This window comes from Kaistella solincola (genome assembly GCF_000812875.1).
GTDB lineage: Bacteria > Bacteroidota > Bacteroidia > Flavobacteriales > Weeksellaceae > Kaistella > Kaistella solincola.
Genome location: NZ_JSYK01000002.1, coordinates 152339 through 170520, shown reverse-complemented (window position 1 = coordinate 170520; position 18182 = coordinate 152339). Strand labels below are relative to the sequence as shown.

The following is an 18182-nucleotide window of genomic DNA, read 5'->3' as shown; positions in this document are numbered from 1 at the left end:
GGTATGAAGCGAATTTTACTCCTTCTAATTCTTTTATCCTTTACATTTTTACATTCGCAGCAAAACAGGTTACAAGGAAAGTGGATACTTGATAAAATCTATTATCAGAACGGGAATCCTCTTGAAATTAATTATCCTTTATATTCTACTTTTATAGAATACGATTTTAAGGGAAATAATCTAGAGATAAATAATTCAAAATTTAAATTTTCGATAAATGGTTCTATAATTACCACTAATACTAGAAAACTGAATTATAAAATTGAGAATGAATATCTAATTATTAACGAAAGCGGCAGCGACAAGGTATATTATTTTTTAAAAAGTACTGATTTTTTGAAAAGATATCCGGAGTTTGAACCACAAGAAATAACTTATGCTGATAAAACCGTTTTTGAAGCAAATTCAATAGTAAAGCCAGAATTCAATTATTCCGAAAGTTTTGAAGAATTCATTAGAAAAAATATTCCAAGCTATTCACCGACATCTGCTACAAACAATTTTTTCAAAGCAAAGTTTATTGTTACTAAAGAAAATAAGATCACTGATATTCAAATTGTTGACGGCATTTCGAAAAGATTTGATGCTGAATTTAAAACGGCACTTTTTAACTCCGAAAAGTTCCTCAGAAACACTTCTGACAAAGATTTACTAGTAACGCAAACGTTCAATTTTTTCAAAATGTTTGCAAGTTTAAGCAATAAGGAAGAAGTGCAAATATGTAATTTCATACAAAAAGGTGATAAACTTTATGAAAAGAATAAATTTAACAATGCGATAATAAATTACGAAAAATTACTTTCCATAAACATAGCTGCCGTAACTAAAGAAAGGTTTGGATTTAATTTAAATCGTGCATTTATTAATTTAGGAGTTTCATATTTAGCAGTTGGTAACATTCCAAAAGCCTGTGAAGCTTTTATGAAAGTAGGTGATAAGACTAATTTTCAAGTCAGAAACTATCTGCTAAATTTCTGCAAATAGTGATATACGGCGTATTCTTTTAAAAATTTGAAAAAAATGGTCATTTTTGCCGGAATTTTTTTTAATGAATCTTTCAAAATTAATCGCCCTTATTTAGCCCGATTTTTTCTTTTTATAAATTCCTAAAAAGCTAAATGTCTGTAGCTTAAAAATACTTTACCATTATTTCCATTTTAGATAAGTCAAAAATAATCTACATTTGAATAATAAAAAAACAGCAGAATATGCAGAAGATTTTTCTTTCCTTTCTTTTCGTAATCTTTTCAACAGCAGCTACCGCTCAGTGGATTCGCACAACCGCGCAAGGTGAACAGATAAATAAACCGACGCAGCAGGCCGCTTATTACGCTTTGGATCAAAATAAAATGATTTCAGCGCTTAAAAATGCAGATGAATCTGGCAAATATGCTGCTCCTGTTGAAATTACGCTTCCAACGATGGACGGCAAACTGGAAAGATTTGCGGTGTACAGCTCGCCTGTGGTGGTAAAATCTTTGGCAGACCGTTACGGTTTGGGTTCGTTTGTTGGTGTTGGTATTGATGATCCGTCAGCTTATGTCCGTTTCAGCATCGCACCAAATGATTTTCAGTCGATGATGATCAGAAACGGCGTTTACGAATTCATCGAACCGCAAAACACCGAGAAATCCATTTACCGTGTTAAACCGAAAAGCACCAAAACGAGCAGTTCACAAGCGTTCGTTTGTTCAACCAACGAAAATCCCTTAACCAAACATCAGATTGATCAGCTCTATTCCGAAGGAAATAGTTTCGATAAAAATGCTTTAAATTTTGCCAAATCATCCGATAAAAAATTCCGCACTTTGCGTCTGGCTTTGTCGGTAAACGGTGAATATACGCAGTATTTCGGCGGTGTTTCCCAGGCTTTAGCTGCTATTAATGCTACGCTCACGCGGGTGAACGGAGTTTTCGAAAGAGATTTTGCCGTGCGCCTCATTTTGCAGGATTTCCCAGAACTTATTTATACAAATCCCGATACGGACCCATATACAAATCTAAATAATTGGAACGTTGAGCTTCAGAAAAATCTTACCAAAACCATAGGAAATAATGCCTACGATATCGGGCATTTATTTGGCGCTTCGGGCGGTGGCGGCAATGCCGGCTGCGTAGGATGCGTTTGTGTAAATCCGACCAGTGATACCGACAGAGGTAAAGGTTCCGGAATCACTTCGCCGGCGAATAACATTCCGAAAGGTGACAGTTTTGATCTTGATTTCGTGGCGCACGAACTTGGGCACCAGCTCGGTGCGACGCACACTTTTTCGCATATTTTAGAAGGCGGCAATAATGTGGAACCGGGTTCAGGCTCTACCATAATGGGCTACGCTGGAATCACTGGTGCCACAACCGATGTTCAAGCACAGGCTGATGCTTATTTTCATGTGGTTTCTATCAATCAGGTTCAGAATAATTTAATTAATAAAACCTGCGATGTGGAGGTTCCTATCAATAATAATCCGCCCGTTATCACGCCGATGCCCGATGTTACGATTCCAAAATCCACGGCTTTTGTTTTAACCGCGCAGGCTACAGATCCAGAAAAAAACCCGCTGACGTACACCTGGGAAGAAGTTGATAACGCTTTGACGCCGATTGAAAAGGAAAATCTTGGAAAAACAACCACCGGTGCAAGTTTCCGGTCTTTACCGCCAACTCCAAACCCCACGCGGTATTTCCCGAAATTGGAAACGGTGCTTTCAGGCGTGGTGAGAAATCCCGACAGTTGGGAATCTGCTTCCACTGTCGCGCGAATTTCAAATTTTAGTATTAATGTTAGAGATAATCACCCTAATGCTACGCAAAAACAAACGCAAAGTGCCGTTCAGAAAGTGATCGTGAGCGATAATGGTCCGTTTAAAATTACAAGTACGAAAGTTTACAATAATGCTTCCGGACCGTTAACCTGGGATGTTGTAGGCACCAATGCTGCACCGTTTAATGTTAAAGACGTGCGCATAGATTATACCAAAGACAATGGCGATACATGGTTGTTAGTAACCTCTTCCACACCGAATGACGGTGTAGAACTGTTAAATTTTCCGTCTTTAGCTACAAACCTCGAAATTAAGGTAAGAATTTCCGCAATCGGAAATGTATTTTATGCTGTTGCACCAGTTAAGGTGGCTCCAATAGCACCGTGCGACGGTACAGCACCGAAGAATTTCACGGTAAGCACGGTGACCAACAATAGCGCAACTTTAAGCTGGGAAGCGGTGGCAAATGCAACATATATGGTTCGGTATAAAAAATCAACTGAAACCGCTTGGACGCAAATTCCTGTTACAGGCGTCAGCTATACGCTTACTAATTTAGCAGAAAGCACAGATTACAATGTCCAGGTCGCAGCTGTTTGCTCCGGTACCGTCGGTGCTTACGCGAACGCAAACTTTAAAACCACGGGACTGACTTATTGCGATTTGGATGCGAACAGCGCAGCCGATGAATATATCAGTAAAGTTGAGATTATCGCTGAAAAAGCAACCGGCGTCACCAGCGATTCCGGAGCTTCTACCTATTCGGACTTTTCAGCTGATCCGGCGCGGTTGGTGAAACTTAGGGCGAATACCACGAACAACATCATTAGAGTGACTAAAACCTGGCCGGGCGACCGATTTAATGACGGCGTAACGGCATGGATTGATTTCAACCGAAATGGAATTTACGAAGCGAGTGAACTCATTATGTCGAGTTCACCAAGTCAGACCACACCGGTTTCCGCAACTTTCGCGGTGCCGGCTGATGCTTATACAGGAGACAAAACGGTTGGAATGCGCGTGGTTTTAAGATATAATGCCTTACAAACTTCACCGTGCGGAACTTTTAATTATGGTGAAGTTGAAGATTACGCGGTAAAAATTAGCGCTGATCTGGCGGTGAACGATCCGACTTCAACAGAAATCCAGGTTTATCCAAATCCTGCAACCGAGATTTTGAATGTAACCAAAGTTTCAGATAAAGCTGCTTTTGAAATTTATAATATGACCGGCCAGCTGGTTGGAAATGGCTTAATAAAAGACAGTAAGGTTGATGTTTCAACTTTGGTAAAAGGTGTTTATATCATTTCCTTCAAAGATGTTGAGGAAACTGCAAAAGTGAAATTTATAAAGAAATAGCACCGAATTTTTTTAAAAACATATCTCTATCCCCGGAATATTTCGGGGATTTTTATTTATTTGCCGTTATCTGGGCATATTTTCTGATTTTAACCAAACTTTAACCTCAATTTAGCATCAAAGAAATTAATCTTAGCGAAAAAGCATTTAATTTTGCGCACTGTATGAAGAAGCTACTGTTACTGGCCGTTTTTTTTATTTTAACCCAATTCAAGGCGCAATATTTCAGCGGCGAAATTATCATCCGCGATAAATCGGTTTATTATCTGAACCAAATTTACGTTACCAATTTAACAGACCGCAAAACGGTGTACACCGACCATTTCGGAAGTTTTAAAATTCCTGCAAAACCCGGCGACGTCATCCGTTTTACCTCAATAGTTACGGACAGAAAAGATGTAAAAGTTACCGAAGAGCAACTGCAGACTTCACTAAATGTGGTAGAATTGAAAATTGCGTACTACGATATTCAGGAAGTGGTCATCAGCAAATTTAAACCCACCGGAAATCTCCGCAAAGACGTAAACTCGCTTAAAAATGGTGAAAAAGCTTTGGCTTTGCAGCAAATGATTGGTTTGCCAAGTCCGAAAGGCGACGGCACTTCGCCACGACTTCCGGTGGCGTCGCTGCAAGGTGGTGGATTGTCTTTCAGCGTAGAAAGCATGTACGATATTCTTTCCGGTGAGCGCAAGAAAAAAGAAAGAGCCGAGCAGTACGAAAAAATGAATTCAACCGTTATTAATATCAAAAATTATTTTGGCGTTCCGTATTTTACCAATTTAAAAATTCCCGAAAATCTTATCGAAAATTTTCTGCAGTTCGTGTATTCGTCAGATGATATTTATTCCTTCGTTGCAGCGAAAAATTATGAAGGAATCACGTTGTATATTGAAAAATATCTGCCGATTTACCAGCGCCGTTTAAGAAATTCTAATTTGATGGAGCAGGTAAAATAAGGCACAGAACTCTTTTATAAGGAATAATTTTTTATATTTGGCGACGTATCTTGAAAAAGGTATTTTTTAGCACACCAAAACTAGAAATTTACTTGAACTGATAATTTATACACTCTATGGCATTTTTGAAAAAGGTATCTTTTTTACTTCTTATCACTTTGTTTTCTGCAAATATTTCGGCACAGAAAAAAATGAAGGATTATTCCCGTATTATGCGAAGCACCAGTATTTATGAAATTGATGCTTTTTTGAAAGACGCGCATCCCGATGATCCTAAACGACTGCTTCTGAAGCCAAGGCTGATAAAACTGATGAAAGAATATATCAAAAAAGCGCATCCTTCGGACCAGCGAGTGCCGGATTTTCAGGAGAAAATAGCCTTACTTTACAGAAGACCTTCCACGAAAATTAGTTTTGAGGAGATGAATGAAATCATCAAACAAAAACAAATCGCGAAGCTGGAAGCTGAAGTTGCGGCAAAAAGTTACGCCGCAAATCAGGATTTAGCAGCTTTGGGTGAATCATCAACTTTAATGGATGCCAATGAACAGGAAGAGTTTCTGATGCTGATGTCTGTTTCGCCGGCGGAGCATAAGCATAAAACTGTTCAGCTTTTAAACTCCCTGTTTGACAACGATCCTGCAAGCAAAGAAAGTATTGTGATGATTGAAAATAAGTCAAAATGCAATATGATCATGCGGATTGAAGGCGTAGGGAATACGAAATACCGTCTTGCGGTTCCGACCCAGGCAGAAGGTTCTATTGTAGTACAAAAGGGCAGTTATCTCTTCACAACTAAGATTTGCGGTGCTGATTACGCATCGCAGAAATCTATTGAAAAAGCCATCATCGTTTCGCTGAACAATCCGGGAAAATAATTTCCTTTTTTCACTAAAATTTTCGTAGAAGCGCGTGCTTCCGTACCACTTATGGGTAAAAATAAAATGGCAAGATTTGCCGAAAATAAAACGCTTCCGAACGTTTTTCAGCCAACCAGAGCAGAAGCTTTAGCGGAATATCCGCTGAAAGGAAAATGGCGGCAGGAAGTTTTTAAAAATGAAAATCCGATTGTGCTGGAGTTGGGTTGCGGCAAAGGCGAATATTCCGTAGGACTGGGAAAAGCTTTTCCGGAAAAAAACTTTATCGGTGTCGACATCAAAGGTGCGCGGTTTTGGTTTGGTGCAAAAGATGCGCTGGAAAATAACCTGCAAAACGTGGCATTTTTAAGAACTCAAATCGAACTGATTGACCGTTTTTTTGCCGAAGATGAGGTTGATGAAATCTGGATTACTTTTCCGGATCCACAGATAAAATATCGCCGTACGAAACACCGCATGACGCATCCGGACTTTCTGGAACGCTACAAAAAAATCCTGAAAAAAGACGGCATTATGCACCTAAAAACTGACTCGGAGTTTCTGCACGGTTACACTTTAGGCTTGCTTCAGGGTTTAGGTCACGAAATTCTCTTCGCGAACCACGATATTTACGGCGCACCGGAATTCGATCCGGAAACTCCGCTTTTACGGGAAATAAAAACCTATTATGAAAGTCTTTTCGAAGCGAAAGGAAAAACCATCACATATATCAAGTTTAGAATTAAATAGCTAAAACACAAAAAAATGCCGAAATAACGGCAAATAAAAAGGTCCAGAAAATTAATTCTGAACCTTTCTTTTTTTTAAAAAATTAAATTTAATTCAAAAGCTAAAACGCAAAAATTTTCCAATATAACGGCCAAAAAAAAGTTCAGAAAATTAATTCTGAACCTTTTTTATTTTAAAGAGCAAATCCTTATTCTGCAGCGGTTGCTGGAGTTTCGGAAGTGAAATCTGCATCAGCATCAGCTGAAACTTTTTCACCTTCTTCTTTCGATTTTTCTTTGTCGGCTTTTCTTTGAGATAAACCTTCTTTGATTGAATCTGAAACAACGCTCAAAATCATATCTATTGATTTGGAAGCATCATCATTTCCAGGAATTACGTATTCTACTTTTCTTGGATCTGAGTTGGTATCAACGATTGCGAAAACCGGGATGCCCAATTTTTTAGCTTCTGTTACCGCGATGTGTTCTTTCATGATATCAACCACAAAAAGTGCTGATGGAAGACGCACCATGTCGGAAATTGAACCTAAGTTTTTCTCAAGGTTTGCACGCTGACGGTCAACCTGAAGTCTTTCTTTTTTAGATAAAGTTTCGAAAGTACCGTCTTTCTTCATTTTATCGATGTGGTTCATTTTCTTCACCGCTTTACGAATGGTAACAAAGTTGGTTAACATTCCGCCCGGCCATCTTTCAGTAATATAAGGCATATTAAGTTCTGCTGCATATTTCGCTACAACTTCTTTCGCTTGCTTTTTGGTAGCTACGAAAAGAACTTTTTTACCTGCAGAAGTAATTTTTTCTAAAGCTGAACAAGCTTCGTCTAATTTTACTGCTGTTTTATGTAAGTCTACGATGTGAATACCGTTTTTCTCCATAAAAATGTATGGAGCCATATTTGGATTCCACTTACGGGTCATGTGACCGAAGTGTACGCCTGCCTCTAAAAGGTCTTTAACATTTGCTTTTGCCATGTCTCTTTTTTGTTTTTAGTTTACGTGCCGCTTATGCAATCAACAATTTCTTTAGATGGGAGAAATGTTTGGGTGCTAAACTAAACGGGGCAATTTGGTGCTTTGGGCTTTAAGCAGTACGCTTTAAGCTTTCCAGCGAGTTAATAATTTGTACGGGTTTAAGCTTAATGCATATTGCATACAGCTTACAGCCATTCTTAACGTTTCGAGAATTGGAATTTCTTTCTCGCTTTTTTCTGACCTGGTTTTTTTCTTTCAACCATTCTTGCGTCTCTGGTAAGCAATCCGTGTGGCTTTAGAAGCAAACGGAATTCTTCGTTGATCTCGCACATTGCACGGGAAATCCCTAATCTGATAGCTTCTGCCTGACCGGTAATACCGCCACCGAAAACATTCACGGTAACGTCATACTGACCCACAGTTTCTGTCAACAAAAACGGCTGGTTGATTTTGTAAACCAATACATCAGTACCAAAGTATTCCTTAGAATCTTTTTTGTTTATTGTGATCACACCAGAACCTGGTCGCACATAAACTCTTGCAACAGAAGTCTTTCTTCTTCCGATTTTATGAACTATTGACATATTAATTATTTGAATTCGTTAATATTAATAACTTTTGGCTGTTGAGCTTCATGTTTATGCTCAGTTCCTTCATATAAATAAAGGTTGGTGAACAAAATAGATCCCAATTTGTTTTTTGGAAGCATACCTTTTACAGATTTTTCCAATACTTTCAAAGAATCTTTTTTCTGAAGTTCCAGCGCAGTCATTGACTTTTGACCACCTGGGTAACCAGTATGCCAAATGTAAGTCTTGTCAGCCCACTTGTTCCCGGAAAGAGTAACTTTCCCAGCATTCAAAACGATTACATTGTCTCCGCAATCTGCGTGAGGTGTAAAATTCGTTTTGTGCTTACCTCTCAAAATCTTTGCAACCTTGGAAGCTAATCTTCCTAAAGGCTGTCCTTCAGCGTCTACCACAACCCATTCTTTATTTGCAGTAGCTTTGTTAGCTGAAACGGTTTTGTAACTTAATGTATTCACACTTTTTCGTTTACGATTAAACATAATTTTCCCCAAAACGGGTGTGCAAAGGTAGGATTTTTTTTTCTATTCCGAAAAGGTTTCGTAATATTTGTCCGAAATGATTTCCACCAAAATATTTTTTTACCTAAAATATTCACGCTGAATATCTTCGCGCAGTTTTCTATCTAAATTTTACATTTCAAAAACTAAAAAATATCCGGTTTAAACCGCATTTTTTTCTGATTTGAATTAAAAACTAAAATTCCGGTTTAAACTATTTAAATTCAAATTGAAAAATTCCAAGCTAAAACTGCATTTTTTTTCTTTTTAAATTTCATCTGTGAAAAATTGCGCCATCCGCGAATATTAAAACCGAAAAATTTTAATTAAATAAAATATCTTTCTCCGAACTTTACAATCCAAAAAAGAATTATCTTTCAATTTAAATTTACATTAACAATGAAAAAATTTGCCGCTTTATTTCTCTTTTTTTCCGTTTTGTCTTCCGCGCAAAACCAACGGTTTATCTACGATTACACTTTTGTGAAAGACACTTTAGCTAAAGCTGATGTCTTAAAAGAACTCATGTATCTCGATATTTCTAAAGACGGTTCGAAGTTTTACAGCCGAGACACCTTCGTCGCCGATTCCACCATGTTTGCCAATTTCGAAAAACAGATAAAAACCACCGGAGGAATGAATGTTTCGGTTTCTTTCAATTCAGGCAACCGAGGAACTGTAAAAGATAAAATCCTTAAAAATTACCCGAAACAGGAGGTAATTTTAGAATCAAAAGTCGGCCGCGATCTTTTTCACGTTGCTGAAGACCGAAAGATGGTTTGGAAAATTTTGCCAGAAAAAATGAAAATTGGTGAATTTGAAGCTCAAAAAGCCACAACAACTTTCGCCGGCAGAGAATGGACAGCTTTTTTCGCACCGGAATTGCCTTTCCAGGACGGTCCGTACAAATTTCAGGGACTTCCGGGTTTGATTGTAAAGCTTGAAGACGAAAGCAAAACTCACGTTTTCGAATTGAAAGGCGTAACAAAATATACACCTGCAGTTGAAGTGACTTCCCAATTTAATTCACCGGCAAAACCACTCGCCGTTAACCGCGGACAATATAAAAAGATGTTTTGGGACCGCCGAAACGATCCGGCAAAAGACATGAAGCAGGTTATTGCCAGCGGCGGCACGTTTATCATTAAAGACAAAAATGGAACCGAGATTTCACCAGCCTCAAGAATTAAAGAAATAGAGCAAAACGCCAAACAAGCAAACGCAAAAGACAATAATCTGATAGAAATCGATCTTTTAAAACCCTAAGTTTTCAGCTTTTTCCCATTTTAGTTGTAAAACTTCGTGCCTTCGTGGCAGCTTATTTCCGCAAAGATTTTGATCTTTTAAAACTTGCCAAAATATAATACGCCACGAAAACCATTGAAAATTTAATGATCGACGGCACCGCAAGTTCCAAATTGAAAAAAAATGCCCCTAAAGCAACCAAAATCGCCATCGCACCGAAAGAATAAAAAAGTTTCTGCATCAGCGAAAATTTTTCGTTATCCAGAAAATACGCAATTCCCCAGGCGAGCCCAAATGCTACACCATAATATAAATCGAGTTGCCAACCCTGGCTTCCGAGAAGGAAAAAATTTAATAAAAAACTGACCAAAGTACCGGCGAAGAAATAGAGGAGTGCGCGTTGCATTTAATTTTGATTTGTGACAAAATTAGAAATTTTCGGGGCATTTTGACGCTTTTTTTTGCTTTTGGAAAACCCGGTTATATTTCTGCTAAAACCCTTTCACCAAACTGAAAGGCTTTTCTTTTCTCAAAATTTCTAAAAACCTTATCTTTGGAGACAATCGAAACTATTTTATGAACCAGGAAAAATATACGCCCAAAAATAAGGTAAGAGTCGTTACAGCCGCTTCTTTGTTTGATGGTCACGATGCTGCAATCAATATTATGAGACGCATGATTCAGGCCACCGGCGCTGAAGTTATTCATCTCGGCCACGATAAATCTGCGGAAGAAGTGGTAGACTGCGCGATTCAGGAAGATGCAAATGCTATTGCTTTAACGTCTTATCAGGGCGGCCACAACGAGTATTTCAAATATATTTATGATCTTTTGCGCCAGAAAGGTGCGCCGCAAATCAAGATTTTTGGTGGCGGTGGCGGCGTAATTTTACCCGAAGAAATTAAAGATTTAATGGAATACGGCATTGACCGTATTTATTCGCCGGATGACGGTCGCGAAATGGGCTTGCAGGGAATGATCAATGATTTGGTGCAAAGGTCCGACTTCGCAACTGGTGAAAAAATCGAAGTTTCTAATCTCGAAAATATCACCTTCGAAGACTCAAAATCGATTGCTGAAGTTATTTCCGCCGTTGAAAACTTCTCCGACCAAAAACCGGAATTGGTTCAGGCAATCGACGAAAAAGCAAAAGATTCCACCATTCCGATTATCGGAATCACGGGAACCGGCGGCGCGGGAAAATCTTCGCTAACCGATGAATTAGTGCGCCGATTTTTACGCTCAAATCCCGAGCAAAAAATTGCCATTGTTTCTGTAGATCCTTCCAAAAAGAAAACTGGCGGCGCGCTCTTAGGCGACAGAATCCGCATGAATTCTATCAACGATTCCCGCGTTTATATGCGTTCTATGGCGACGCGGGAGAATAATGTTTCGGTTTCGCCATACATTCATTCCGCGCTAAATATTTTAAAATTAGCCAAACCAGATGTCATTATTTTAGAAACTTCCGGCATCGGACAAAGTGGTTCTGAAATTACCGATATCGCTGATGTTTCCATGTACGTGATGACGCCGGAATATGGCGCTTCCACGCAACTTGAAAAAATTGATATGTTGGATTATGCGGATTTGATTGCTTTAAATAAATCCGACAAACGCGGCGCTTTAGACGCTTTGCAGGCAGTTCGGAAAACCTATCAGAGAAATCATACCGCTTTTGACAAACCGTTGGAAGAAATGCCGGTGTATTTCACGAAAGCCAGCCAGTTTAATGACTATGGAACGACCGAATTATACAATGCGCTGATCCAAAAAGTGAATGCGAAACTTTCAGAAAATCTGGGTGAAAAAGCGCCGAAATTTAATGAATTCGTTGAGCAGAATATTTCCGAAGATACTACGGTAATTCCGCCAAAACGAGTGCGCTACCTATCGGAAATTGTTGAAAGCAACCATGCTTACGATAAAGAAGTGGAAAATCAGGCTTTAATCGCCAAAAAAATGTATTTGCTGGAAGGCGCAAAAGTTCTCATTACGGATGATCAGCACACGAGCGACAAACTGGAAAAAGTTTTTCTGAAAACTAAAAAAGAACTTTCCGAAGAAAATATCGCCTTTCTGAAAGGCTGGAAAAACTTTAAAGAAGAAATGTCCGGCGACACGTATTCTTACTTCGTCCGAGGAAAAGAAATTAAAGTTGAAACGAAATATGAATCGCTTTCCCATTTAAAAATCCCGAAAATTTCTTTACCGAAATTCCAGGATTGGGGCGATTTATTGCGCTGGAAAGGTCAGGAAAATGTTCCTGGACAGTTTCCATACACCGCAGGTTTATTTCCCTTCAAAAGAACAGGTGAAGATCCAACTAGAATGTTTGCAGGTGAAGGCGGCCCGGAAAGAACCAACCGAAGATTTCATTACGTTTCTTCTGATATGGATGCAAAACGCCTTTCCACTGCTTTCGATTCGGTGACGCTTTACGGCCAAGATCCGGCTTTTCCGCCAGATATTTACGGAAAAATCGGAAACGCAGGTGTTTCGATTGCGACCTTAGATGATGCGAAAAAACTCTATTCCGGTTTTGATTTGGTCAATGCCATGACGTCGGTTTCGATGACGATCAACGGTCCTGCGCCGATGTTGCTCGCCTTTTTTATGAACGCTGCAATTGACCAAAATGTAGAGAAATACCTCTCAGAAAATAGTCTCTGGGATCAAGTTGAAGCGAAATTAAAAGCCAAATTCGACGATAAAGGTTTGAAAAGACCGGTTTACGCAGGCGAACTTCCAAAAGGAAATAATGGTTTGGGTCTGAAATTATTAGGTCTTACCGGCGATGAAGTGGTGGAAGCCGATGTTTACAATAAAATTAAAGCGGAAACCATCGCCACGGTTCGCGGAACGGTTCAGGCAGATATTTTAAAAGAAGATCAGGCGCAAAACACCTGTATTTTCTCCACAGAATTTGCGTTGAGATTGATGGGCGATGTTCAGCAATATTTCATTGATCAGAAAGTCCGTAATTTTTATTCGGTTTCAATTTCTGGTTATCACATCGCGGAAGCCGGTGCAAACCCGATTTCGCAGCTTGCGTTTACGCTTGCAAACGGTTTCACTTATGTGGAATATTATCTGAGCCGTGGCATGAATATCAATGATTTTGCCCCGAATTTATCCTTCTTTTTCTCCAACGGGCTTGATCCGGAATATGCCGTAATCGGCCGTGTGGCGAGAAGAATCTGGGCAAAAGCCATGAAGCTGAAATACCACGCGAATGAAAGAAGCCAAATGCTGAAATATCACATTCAGACATCGGGACGCTCACTGCACGCGCAGGAAATTGATTTTAATGATATCCGCACGACGCTTCAGGCTTTGTATGCGATTTACGACAACTGTAACTCTCTTCACACGAACGCGTATGATGAAGCGATCACGACACCAACTGAAGATTCCGTGCGCCGCGCGATGGCGATTCAGCTGATCATCAACAAAGAATTAGGTTTAGCGAAAAATGAAAATCCGCTGCAAGGATCGTTCATCATCGAAGAATTGACCGATTTGGTAGAAGAAGCTGTTTATGCAGAGTTCGACCGAATTACGGAAAGAGGTGGTGTTCTTGGCGCTATGGAAACGATGTATCAGCGCTCTAAAATCCAAGAGGAAAGTATGTATTACGAAATGCTGAAACATACCGGCGAATTTCCGATTATCGGCGTAAATACGTTTTTAGGAAAGGACGGTTCGCCGACGGTTTTACCGCGCGAAGTCATCCGTTCTACCGAAGAAGAAAAGCAGCTGCAGATTCAGAATGTTGAAAATTTTCAGAAATCGCATGCTGACAAAAGTGAAGAAATGTTGAAAGGATTGCAGACAGCCGCTATTAACCAGGAAAATTTATTTGAAAAGATGATGGAAGCCGTGAAATTCTGTTCTTTGGGACAAATCACGAATGCGCTTTTCGAAGTGGGCGGGAAATACCGCAGAAATATGTAAAAATTTGCTTTTTAAACCGGTAAAAAATAAAAGCCCTGTTCGGAACTCAAAATCCTGACAGGGTTTTTTGTTTAATTTAAAATTGATATTTTTATAAAAATTACAAATCGTGTTTCAAAAATTTTCCGCCTCTTTTGCCCTTTTTTTTCTGTTTTCTCTATTTGCCTGTAAAGCTGAAGCCGAGAAAGTGGTCAATAAAACCGCTGAACGAAATGCAATAATCGACAGCACGATTACGGTTTTTCAAAAGCAGTTGCTGAAATCGCAGATTGATTCGGTTTTCACAAAAACAAATTTTAACGGCAGTGTTTCGGTACATCAAAACGGAAAGATTTTATATGAGAAAATAAACGGTTTTGAAAATTTCAAGAATAAAAAGCCGCTCGACAGCAATTCTGTTTTTGCAATTGCTTCATTAAGCAAGCAGTTCACCGCCGTTTTGATATTACTGCAGGAAGAAAACGGAAAACTGAAAACCGACGATTTTGTTTCAAAATATTTAAAGGAATTTGAACCGAAACAGTTTGAAAAAATCACCATTAAGGAATTGCTGAATCACACCTCCGGAATTCGCGATTTTGATGATGGTTTACACTCAAAACCAGGTGAAGAATTTAATTACTCGAATAAAGGTTTTTATAATTTAGGGAAAATCATCGAAATAGTTTCGGGAAAATCTTACGATGAAAATCTCAACGAATTATTTAAAAAGGTTGGAATGAATCATTCATTTACCGCCAATAATTTTGACGGAAAGCATTTCGCCTCAGCGTATCTCGGCACGGCGAAAAACTTTTCCGAAGTTCCCAATATGCCCGAACGTCTTTCTGCGCGCGCCATTTCTGTTCCCGCAGGCGGGATTCTCTCAACCTTAAATAATCTTCATCGCTGGAATAATGCTTTGTACACCGGAAAAATTATTAATCAGGCATCTCTGAAAAAATTTCTGGAACAATCTGCTGAACGCGAACACGCGATATTAGGAAAGATGGGTTACGGTTTCGGAATTATGACAAATTTTGCCCAACCAACGGCATATTTTCATACGGGCTACGTGAAAGGTTCTGCATCGTTGAGTATTTATTATCCAGAAAGCGGAACTTCAGTCGTGATTTTATCCAATATTGCTGATGAAAGCCGCGGGAAAAGCGCGGTTTTTATTTCACACAAAAGAATAAAAGAAATTACCGAGTCACTGGAAAATGCAACAGTTTCGGTCAAAGAGACTCTGAAAAAAACCGCTTTATAGCAGCTAAAAAATTTTAAGCTGTAGGGATGATGAGATTATTTTAAAAATTTCCGGTTAAAAGCGGTAAAATTTGCATCGTGGTTTCTTAAACAATACCTTTGCATCTTAACAATTTACATGACCAAAGAGCAAGAAGAACAGATCATTAACGATCTAAAAGACTGGAAAAAACTTATTAAACCCTACGCGTCACCGGAAACGCACCTCGCCTGGAAACAGATTTTCAATACCATTTTACCGTTCATCGGAATATTTATTTTAGCGGCAATTCTCTACGAATATTCACTGATCGCAACTTTGGTGGTTTGCGTCGTGGGCGGACTTTTTTTAACCCGCGTTTTCATTATTCAGCATGACTGCGGCCACAACGCATTTTTCCCGGATCGCAAGAAAAATGATGTAACCGGCTTTATCACAAGTTTTTTGACCTGTATTCCCTATAAATACTGGGCGAGATCGCATAATCACCATCACGCGCACCAAGGACAGCTTGATACGCGAACGATTGGCGATGTTAACCTTTTAACCGTCCGCGAATATGAAGCGCTTTCGAAATTTGAAAAACTGAAATATCGTGTTTACCGTTCGTTTCCCGTAATGTTCATTATTGGGCCTGCGTATTATATTTTTGTTCACAACCGCATACCTTTCATCACTTTAAAAGGTTGGGACAAAGAAAGAAAAATGCTGCATTTTACCAATCTTTTTCTGGTTTTGTTTTTCGCAGTTCTCGGGCTTTTACTTTCTTTGCCGAGTTTTGATTTGGCTTACGGTTTTAAAAAGTTAGCTTTTATTTACGTTCCAATTTTGCTTACTTTCGTTTTTACCGCGATTTGGTTTTTCTACATGCAACATCAGCATGACCCTAATTACAAAGCCTGGAAAAAAGACTGGGAATACGTTTTGGCGGCGATTAAGGGAAGTTCTTACTATAAATTACCGGCTATTTTGAACTTTTTTACCGGAAATATCGGTTATCATCATTTACATCATTTAGCACCAAAAATTCCGTTTTACAAACTGAAAAAATGCAGCGAAGAAAACCCAATTTTCCAAAAACACGTTTCTGAAATCACTTGGTGGGGCAGCTTGAAATACGCCTTTTATGTGCTTTGGGACGAGGAAAATAACCGAATGATTAAATTTTCGCATCTGAAGAAAATTCGCGTCCGATCGTAAAAGTACTTTCTTACCTTTGCGCTGATGGCGACTGAAAAAATTATTTTAGGAATTGATCCCGGAACCACGATTATGGGTTTCGGACTTATTTCTGTCAAGGGAAGTAAAATGGAATTGCTTTCCATTCACGAATTGATTCTGAAAAAATATCCAAACCACGAAACCAAACTCAAATATATTTTTGAACGGACTTTATCTTTGATTGATGAATTTCATCCGGATGAGGTTGCCCTTGAAGCGCCGTTTTTCGGTAAAAATGTACAGTCCATGTTGAAGTTGGGTCGCGCACAGGGCGTAGCGATGGCGGCGTCGCTTTACCGCGATGTGCCGATTACGGAATATTCCCCGAAGAAAATCAAAATGGCAATCACCGGAAACGGAAACGCCAGCAAAGAACAGGTTGCAGGAATGCTGAAAACTTTGCTGAATCTCAAGGAATTTCCGACGAAATACCTGGATGCTTCAGACGGTTTGGCGGTGGCGGTTTGTCATCATTTCAATTCCGGAAGCATTTCACAGGATAAATCCTACACTGGCTGGGACAGCTTCCTGAAACAGAATCCGGAGCGGCTGAAATAAGCTAAGTACTTAAAAATCAAAATCCTTTTTTGTAAATTACATTTACAGCATATTTACAAAGCATTTACTTGGCTAAACCTAATACTATTTGTAACATTGTTGCGTTTTCTAAGACCAATTAATTATTAGCGCTTCTAAGCATGAAAAATCAAAAAATAAATCCGGTGAATTCTGCAGGTCATTCTATGAACTGGTTTCAGAAATTTCTGATGGTTTGCTCCGGTGGAAATATTCATATTTTAAGAAAAACTCCGAGCGAGTGGAACAAATTTTCCGGCATTGGCGGAATCGTGCTTTTCACCGCAATTTTCGCCACACTTTCTGCGGGTTACGCGATGTTCACGGTGTTCGACAATATCTGGATTTCTGTAGGTTTCGCAGTTTTGTGGGGTTTAATGATTTTCAATTTAGACCGTTACATTGTTTCTTCGATTAAAAAAACAGGGCCGTGGTGGAACCAGATTTTAATGGCAATTCCGCGATTAATTTTAGCTGCTTTTTTGGGCATTATTATTTCAAAACCGTTGGAGCTGAAGATTTTTGAAAAAGAAGTGAATAAGCAACTGAACACCATTATTCAACGAAATAAAACGCAGTTGCAAGCCGAAATGAACGGACGAATTTTGCAGCAATCCGGACCTTTTGAAACCGAAAAGAATCAAATTCAAACCAAAATTGCAGAATACCAAAAATCTTATGATTCTGCTTCGGTTGAACTTGAAAAAGAAATTTTAGGAAAAGAAAGCGGATTAACCAGCGGAAAAGTGGGTTTCGGGTCGAATGCTAAACGAAAAGCTGAACTGAAAGAACAGCGCCGCGCAGATCTTGAAAATTATCAGAAGCAAATGGCACCGCGCCTGGAATATCTGGATAAAGAAGTTTCGAAAGTGTACACCAACATTGAAAAAGAACGGGATAAAACCGAAACTTTCGAAGACCAGTTCAATGGTTTTGCGGCGCGTTTGCAGGCTTTGGATGAACTAGGCAAAAATTCAGCGATAATTGCAGTCGCGGCGGCTTTTATTATGGGATTGTTTATCACCCTGGAAATTGCGCCGGTTTTGGTTAAATTAATTTCGACCGTTGGTCCGTATGATCATCTTTTAGAAAAAACCGAAAACGATTTCCGGCTTTATTCCAAAGAAAAAGTAGAAAAAGGAAATGCTTTAACCAACCATCGGATTGATGATTTTAAAGACCGGCTCGGTGAAGATGAATAAATAAAAAAAACC

At 39.1% G+C, this 18182-nt stretch carries 15 protein-coding genes; 11 read left to right on the top strand and 4 right to left on the bottom strand.

What is annotated here, in order from left to right; genetic code table 11:
* Window positions 1–3: 3 nt before the first annotated feature.
* From OA84_RS01690 to trmB, 5 genes are all read left to right on the top strand, one after another.
* Window positions 4–984: a hypothetical protein gene (locus OA84_RS01690; protein WP_039341427.1), complete on the top strand. Its 981-nt coding sequence runs from the start codon at window positions 4–6 to the stop codon at window positions 982–984.
* A 224-nt stretch (window positions 985–1208) separates the two neighbouring features.
* The gene (locus OA84_RS01685; protein WP_039341424.1) at window positions 1209–4121 is read left to right on the top strand and encodes a reprolysin-like metallopeptidase; all 2913 of its coding nucleotides are present in this window, start codon (window positions 1209–1211) and stop codon (window positions 4119–4121) included.
* A gap of 164 nt (window positions 4122–4285) precedes the next feature.
* Window positions 4286–5077: a hypothetical protein gene (locus OA84_RS01680; protein ID WP_039341422.1), complete on the top strand. Its 792-nt coding sequence runs from the start codon at window positions 4286–4288 to the stop codon at window positions 5075–5077.
* 191 nt (window positions 5078–5268) lie between these two features.
* Entirely contained in the window at window positions 5269–5955 is a 687-nt protein-coding gene (locus OA84_RS01675; protein WP_233701810.1) for a DUF6759 domain-containing protein, read from the top strand.
* 51 nt (window positions 5956–6006) lie between these two features.
* Window positions 6007–6684: a tRNA (guanosine(46)-N7)-methyltransferase TrmB gene (gene trmB, locus OA84_RS01670; protein WP_039341419.1), complete on the top strand. Its 678-nt coding sequence runs from the start codon at window positions 6007–6009 to the stop codon at window positions 6682–6684.
* Window positions 6685–6871: 187 nt separating this feature from the next.
* Here trmB and rpsB read toward each other — a convergent pair whose 3' ends face one another.
* The 3 genes from rpsB to rplM form a co-directional block, all read right to left on the bottom strand.
* Complete coding sequence (rpsB, locus tag OA84_RS01665; RefSeq protein WP_039341416.1) at window positions 6872–7654, bottom strand: 30S ribosomal protein S2; 783 nt, start codon at window positions 7652–7654, stop codon at window positions 6872–6874.
* A 197-nt stretch (window positions 7655–7851) separates the two neighbouring features.
* Window positions 7852–8238 (bottom strand): 30S ribosomal protein S9, encoded by a 387-nt coding sequence (rpsI, locus tag OA84_RS01660; protein ID WP_039341413.1) that lies wholly within the window; start codon window positions 8236–8238, stop codon window positions 7852–7854.
* 5 nt (window positions 8239–8243) lie between these two features.
* Window positions 8244–8699 (bottom strand): 50S ribosomal protein L13, encoded by a 456-nt coding sequence (rplM, locus tag OA84_RS01655; RefSeq protein ID WP_039342627.1) that lies wholly within the window; start codon window positions 8697–8699, stop codon window positions 8244–8246.
* Window positions 8700–9140: 441 nt separating this feature from the next.
* Here rplM and OA84_RS01650 point away from each other — a divergent pair, with 441 nt between their 5' ends.
* On the top strand, window positions 9141–10007 hold the full coding sequence (locus OA84_RS01650; protein WP_039341410.1) for a GLPGLI family protein: 867 nt from the start codon (window positions 9141–9143) through the stop codon (window positions 10005–10007).
* A 52-nt stretch (window positions 10008–10059) separates the two neighbouring features.
* On the opposite strand, the gene OA84_RS01645 is transcribed toward OA84_RS01650, so the two are convergent.
* The gene (locus OA84_RS01645; protein WP_039341408.1) at window positions 10060–10392 is read right to left on the bottom strand and encodes a hypothetical protein; all 333 of its coding nucleotides are present in this window, start codon (window positions 10390–10392) and stop codon (window positions 10060–10062) included.
* Between the two features lie 170 nt (window positions 10393–10562).
* On the opposite strand from OA84_RS01645, the gene OA84_RS01640 reads away from it, so the two are divergent.
* The 5 genes from OA84_RS01640 to OA84_RS01620 all read left to right on the top strand — a co-directional run bounded on the left by OA84_RS01640 (window position 10563) and on the right by OA84_RS01620 (window position 18170).
* Entirely contained in the window at window positions 10563–13943 is a 3381-nt protein-coding gene (locus OA84_RS01640; protein WP_039341405.1) for a methylmalonyl-CoA mutase family protein, read from the top strand.
* Between the two features lie 109 nt (window positions 13944–14052).
* Window positions 14053–15192 carry a serine hydrolase domain-containing protein gene (locus tag OA84_RS01635; protein ID WP_052252066.1) on the top strand — a complete coding sequence of 380 codons (1140 nt, stop codon included), beginning with the start codon at window positions 14053–14055 and terminating at the stop codon, window positions 15190–15192.
* 117 nt (window positions 15193–15309) lie between these two features.
* Window positions 15310–16371: a fatty acid desaturase gene (locus OA84_RS01630; protein WP_039341401.1), complete on the top strand. Its 1062-nt coding sequence runs from the start codon at window positions 15310–15312 to the stop codon at window positions 16369–16371.
* 24 nt (window positions 16372–16395) lie between these two features.
* Entirely contained in the window at window positions 16396–16950 is a 555-nt protein-coding gene (ruvC, locus tag OA84_RS01625) for a crossover junction endodeoxyribonuclease RuvC (RefSeq protein ID WP_039341399.1), read from the top strand.
* Window positions 16951–17090: 140 nt separating this feature from the next.
* Window positions 17091–18170, top strand: a complete 1080-nt coding sequence (locus OA84_RS01620) for a DUF4407 domain-containing protein (protein ID WP_039341397.1) — start codon at window positions 17091–17093, stop codon at window positions 18168–18170.
* Window positions 18171–18182 lie beyond the last annotated feature (12 nt).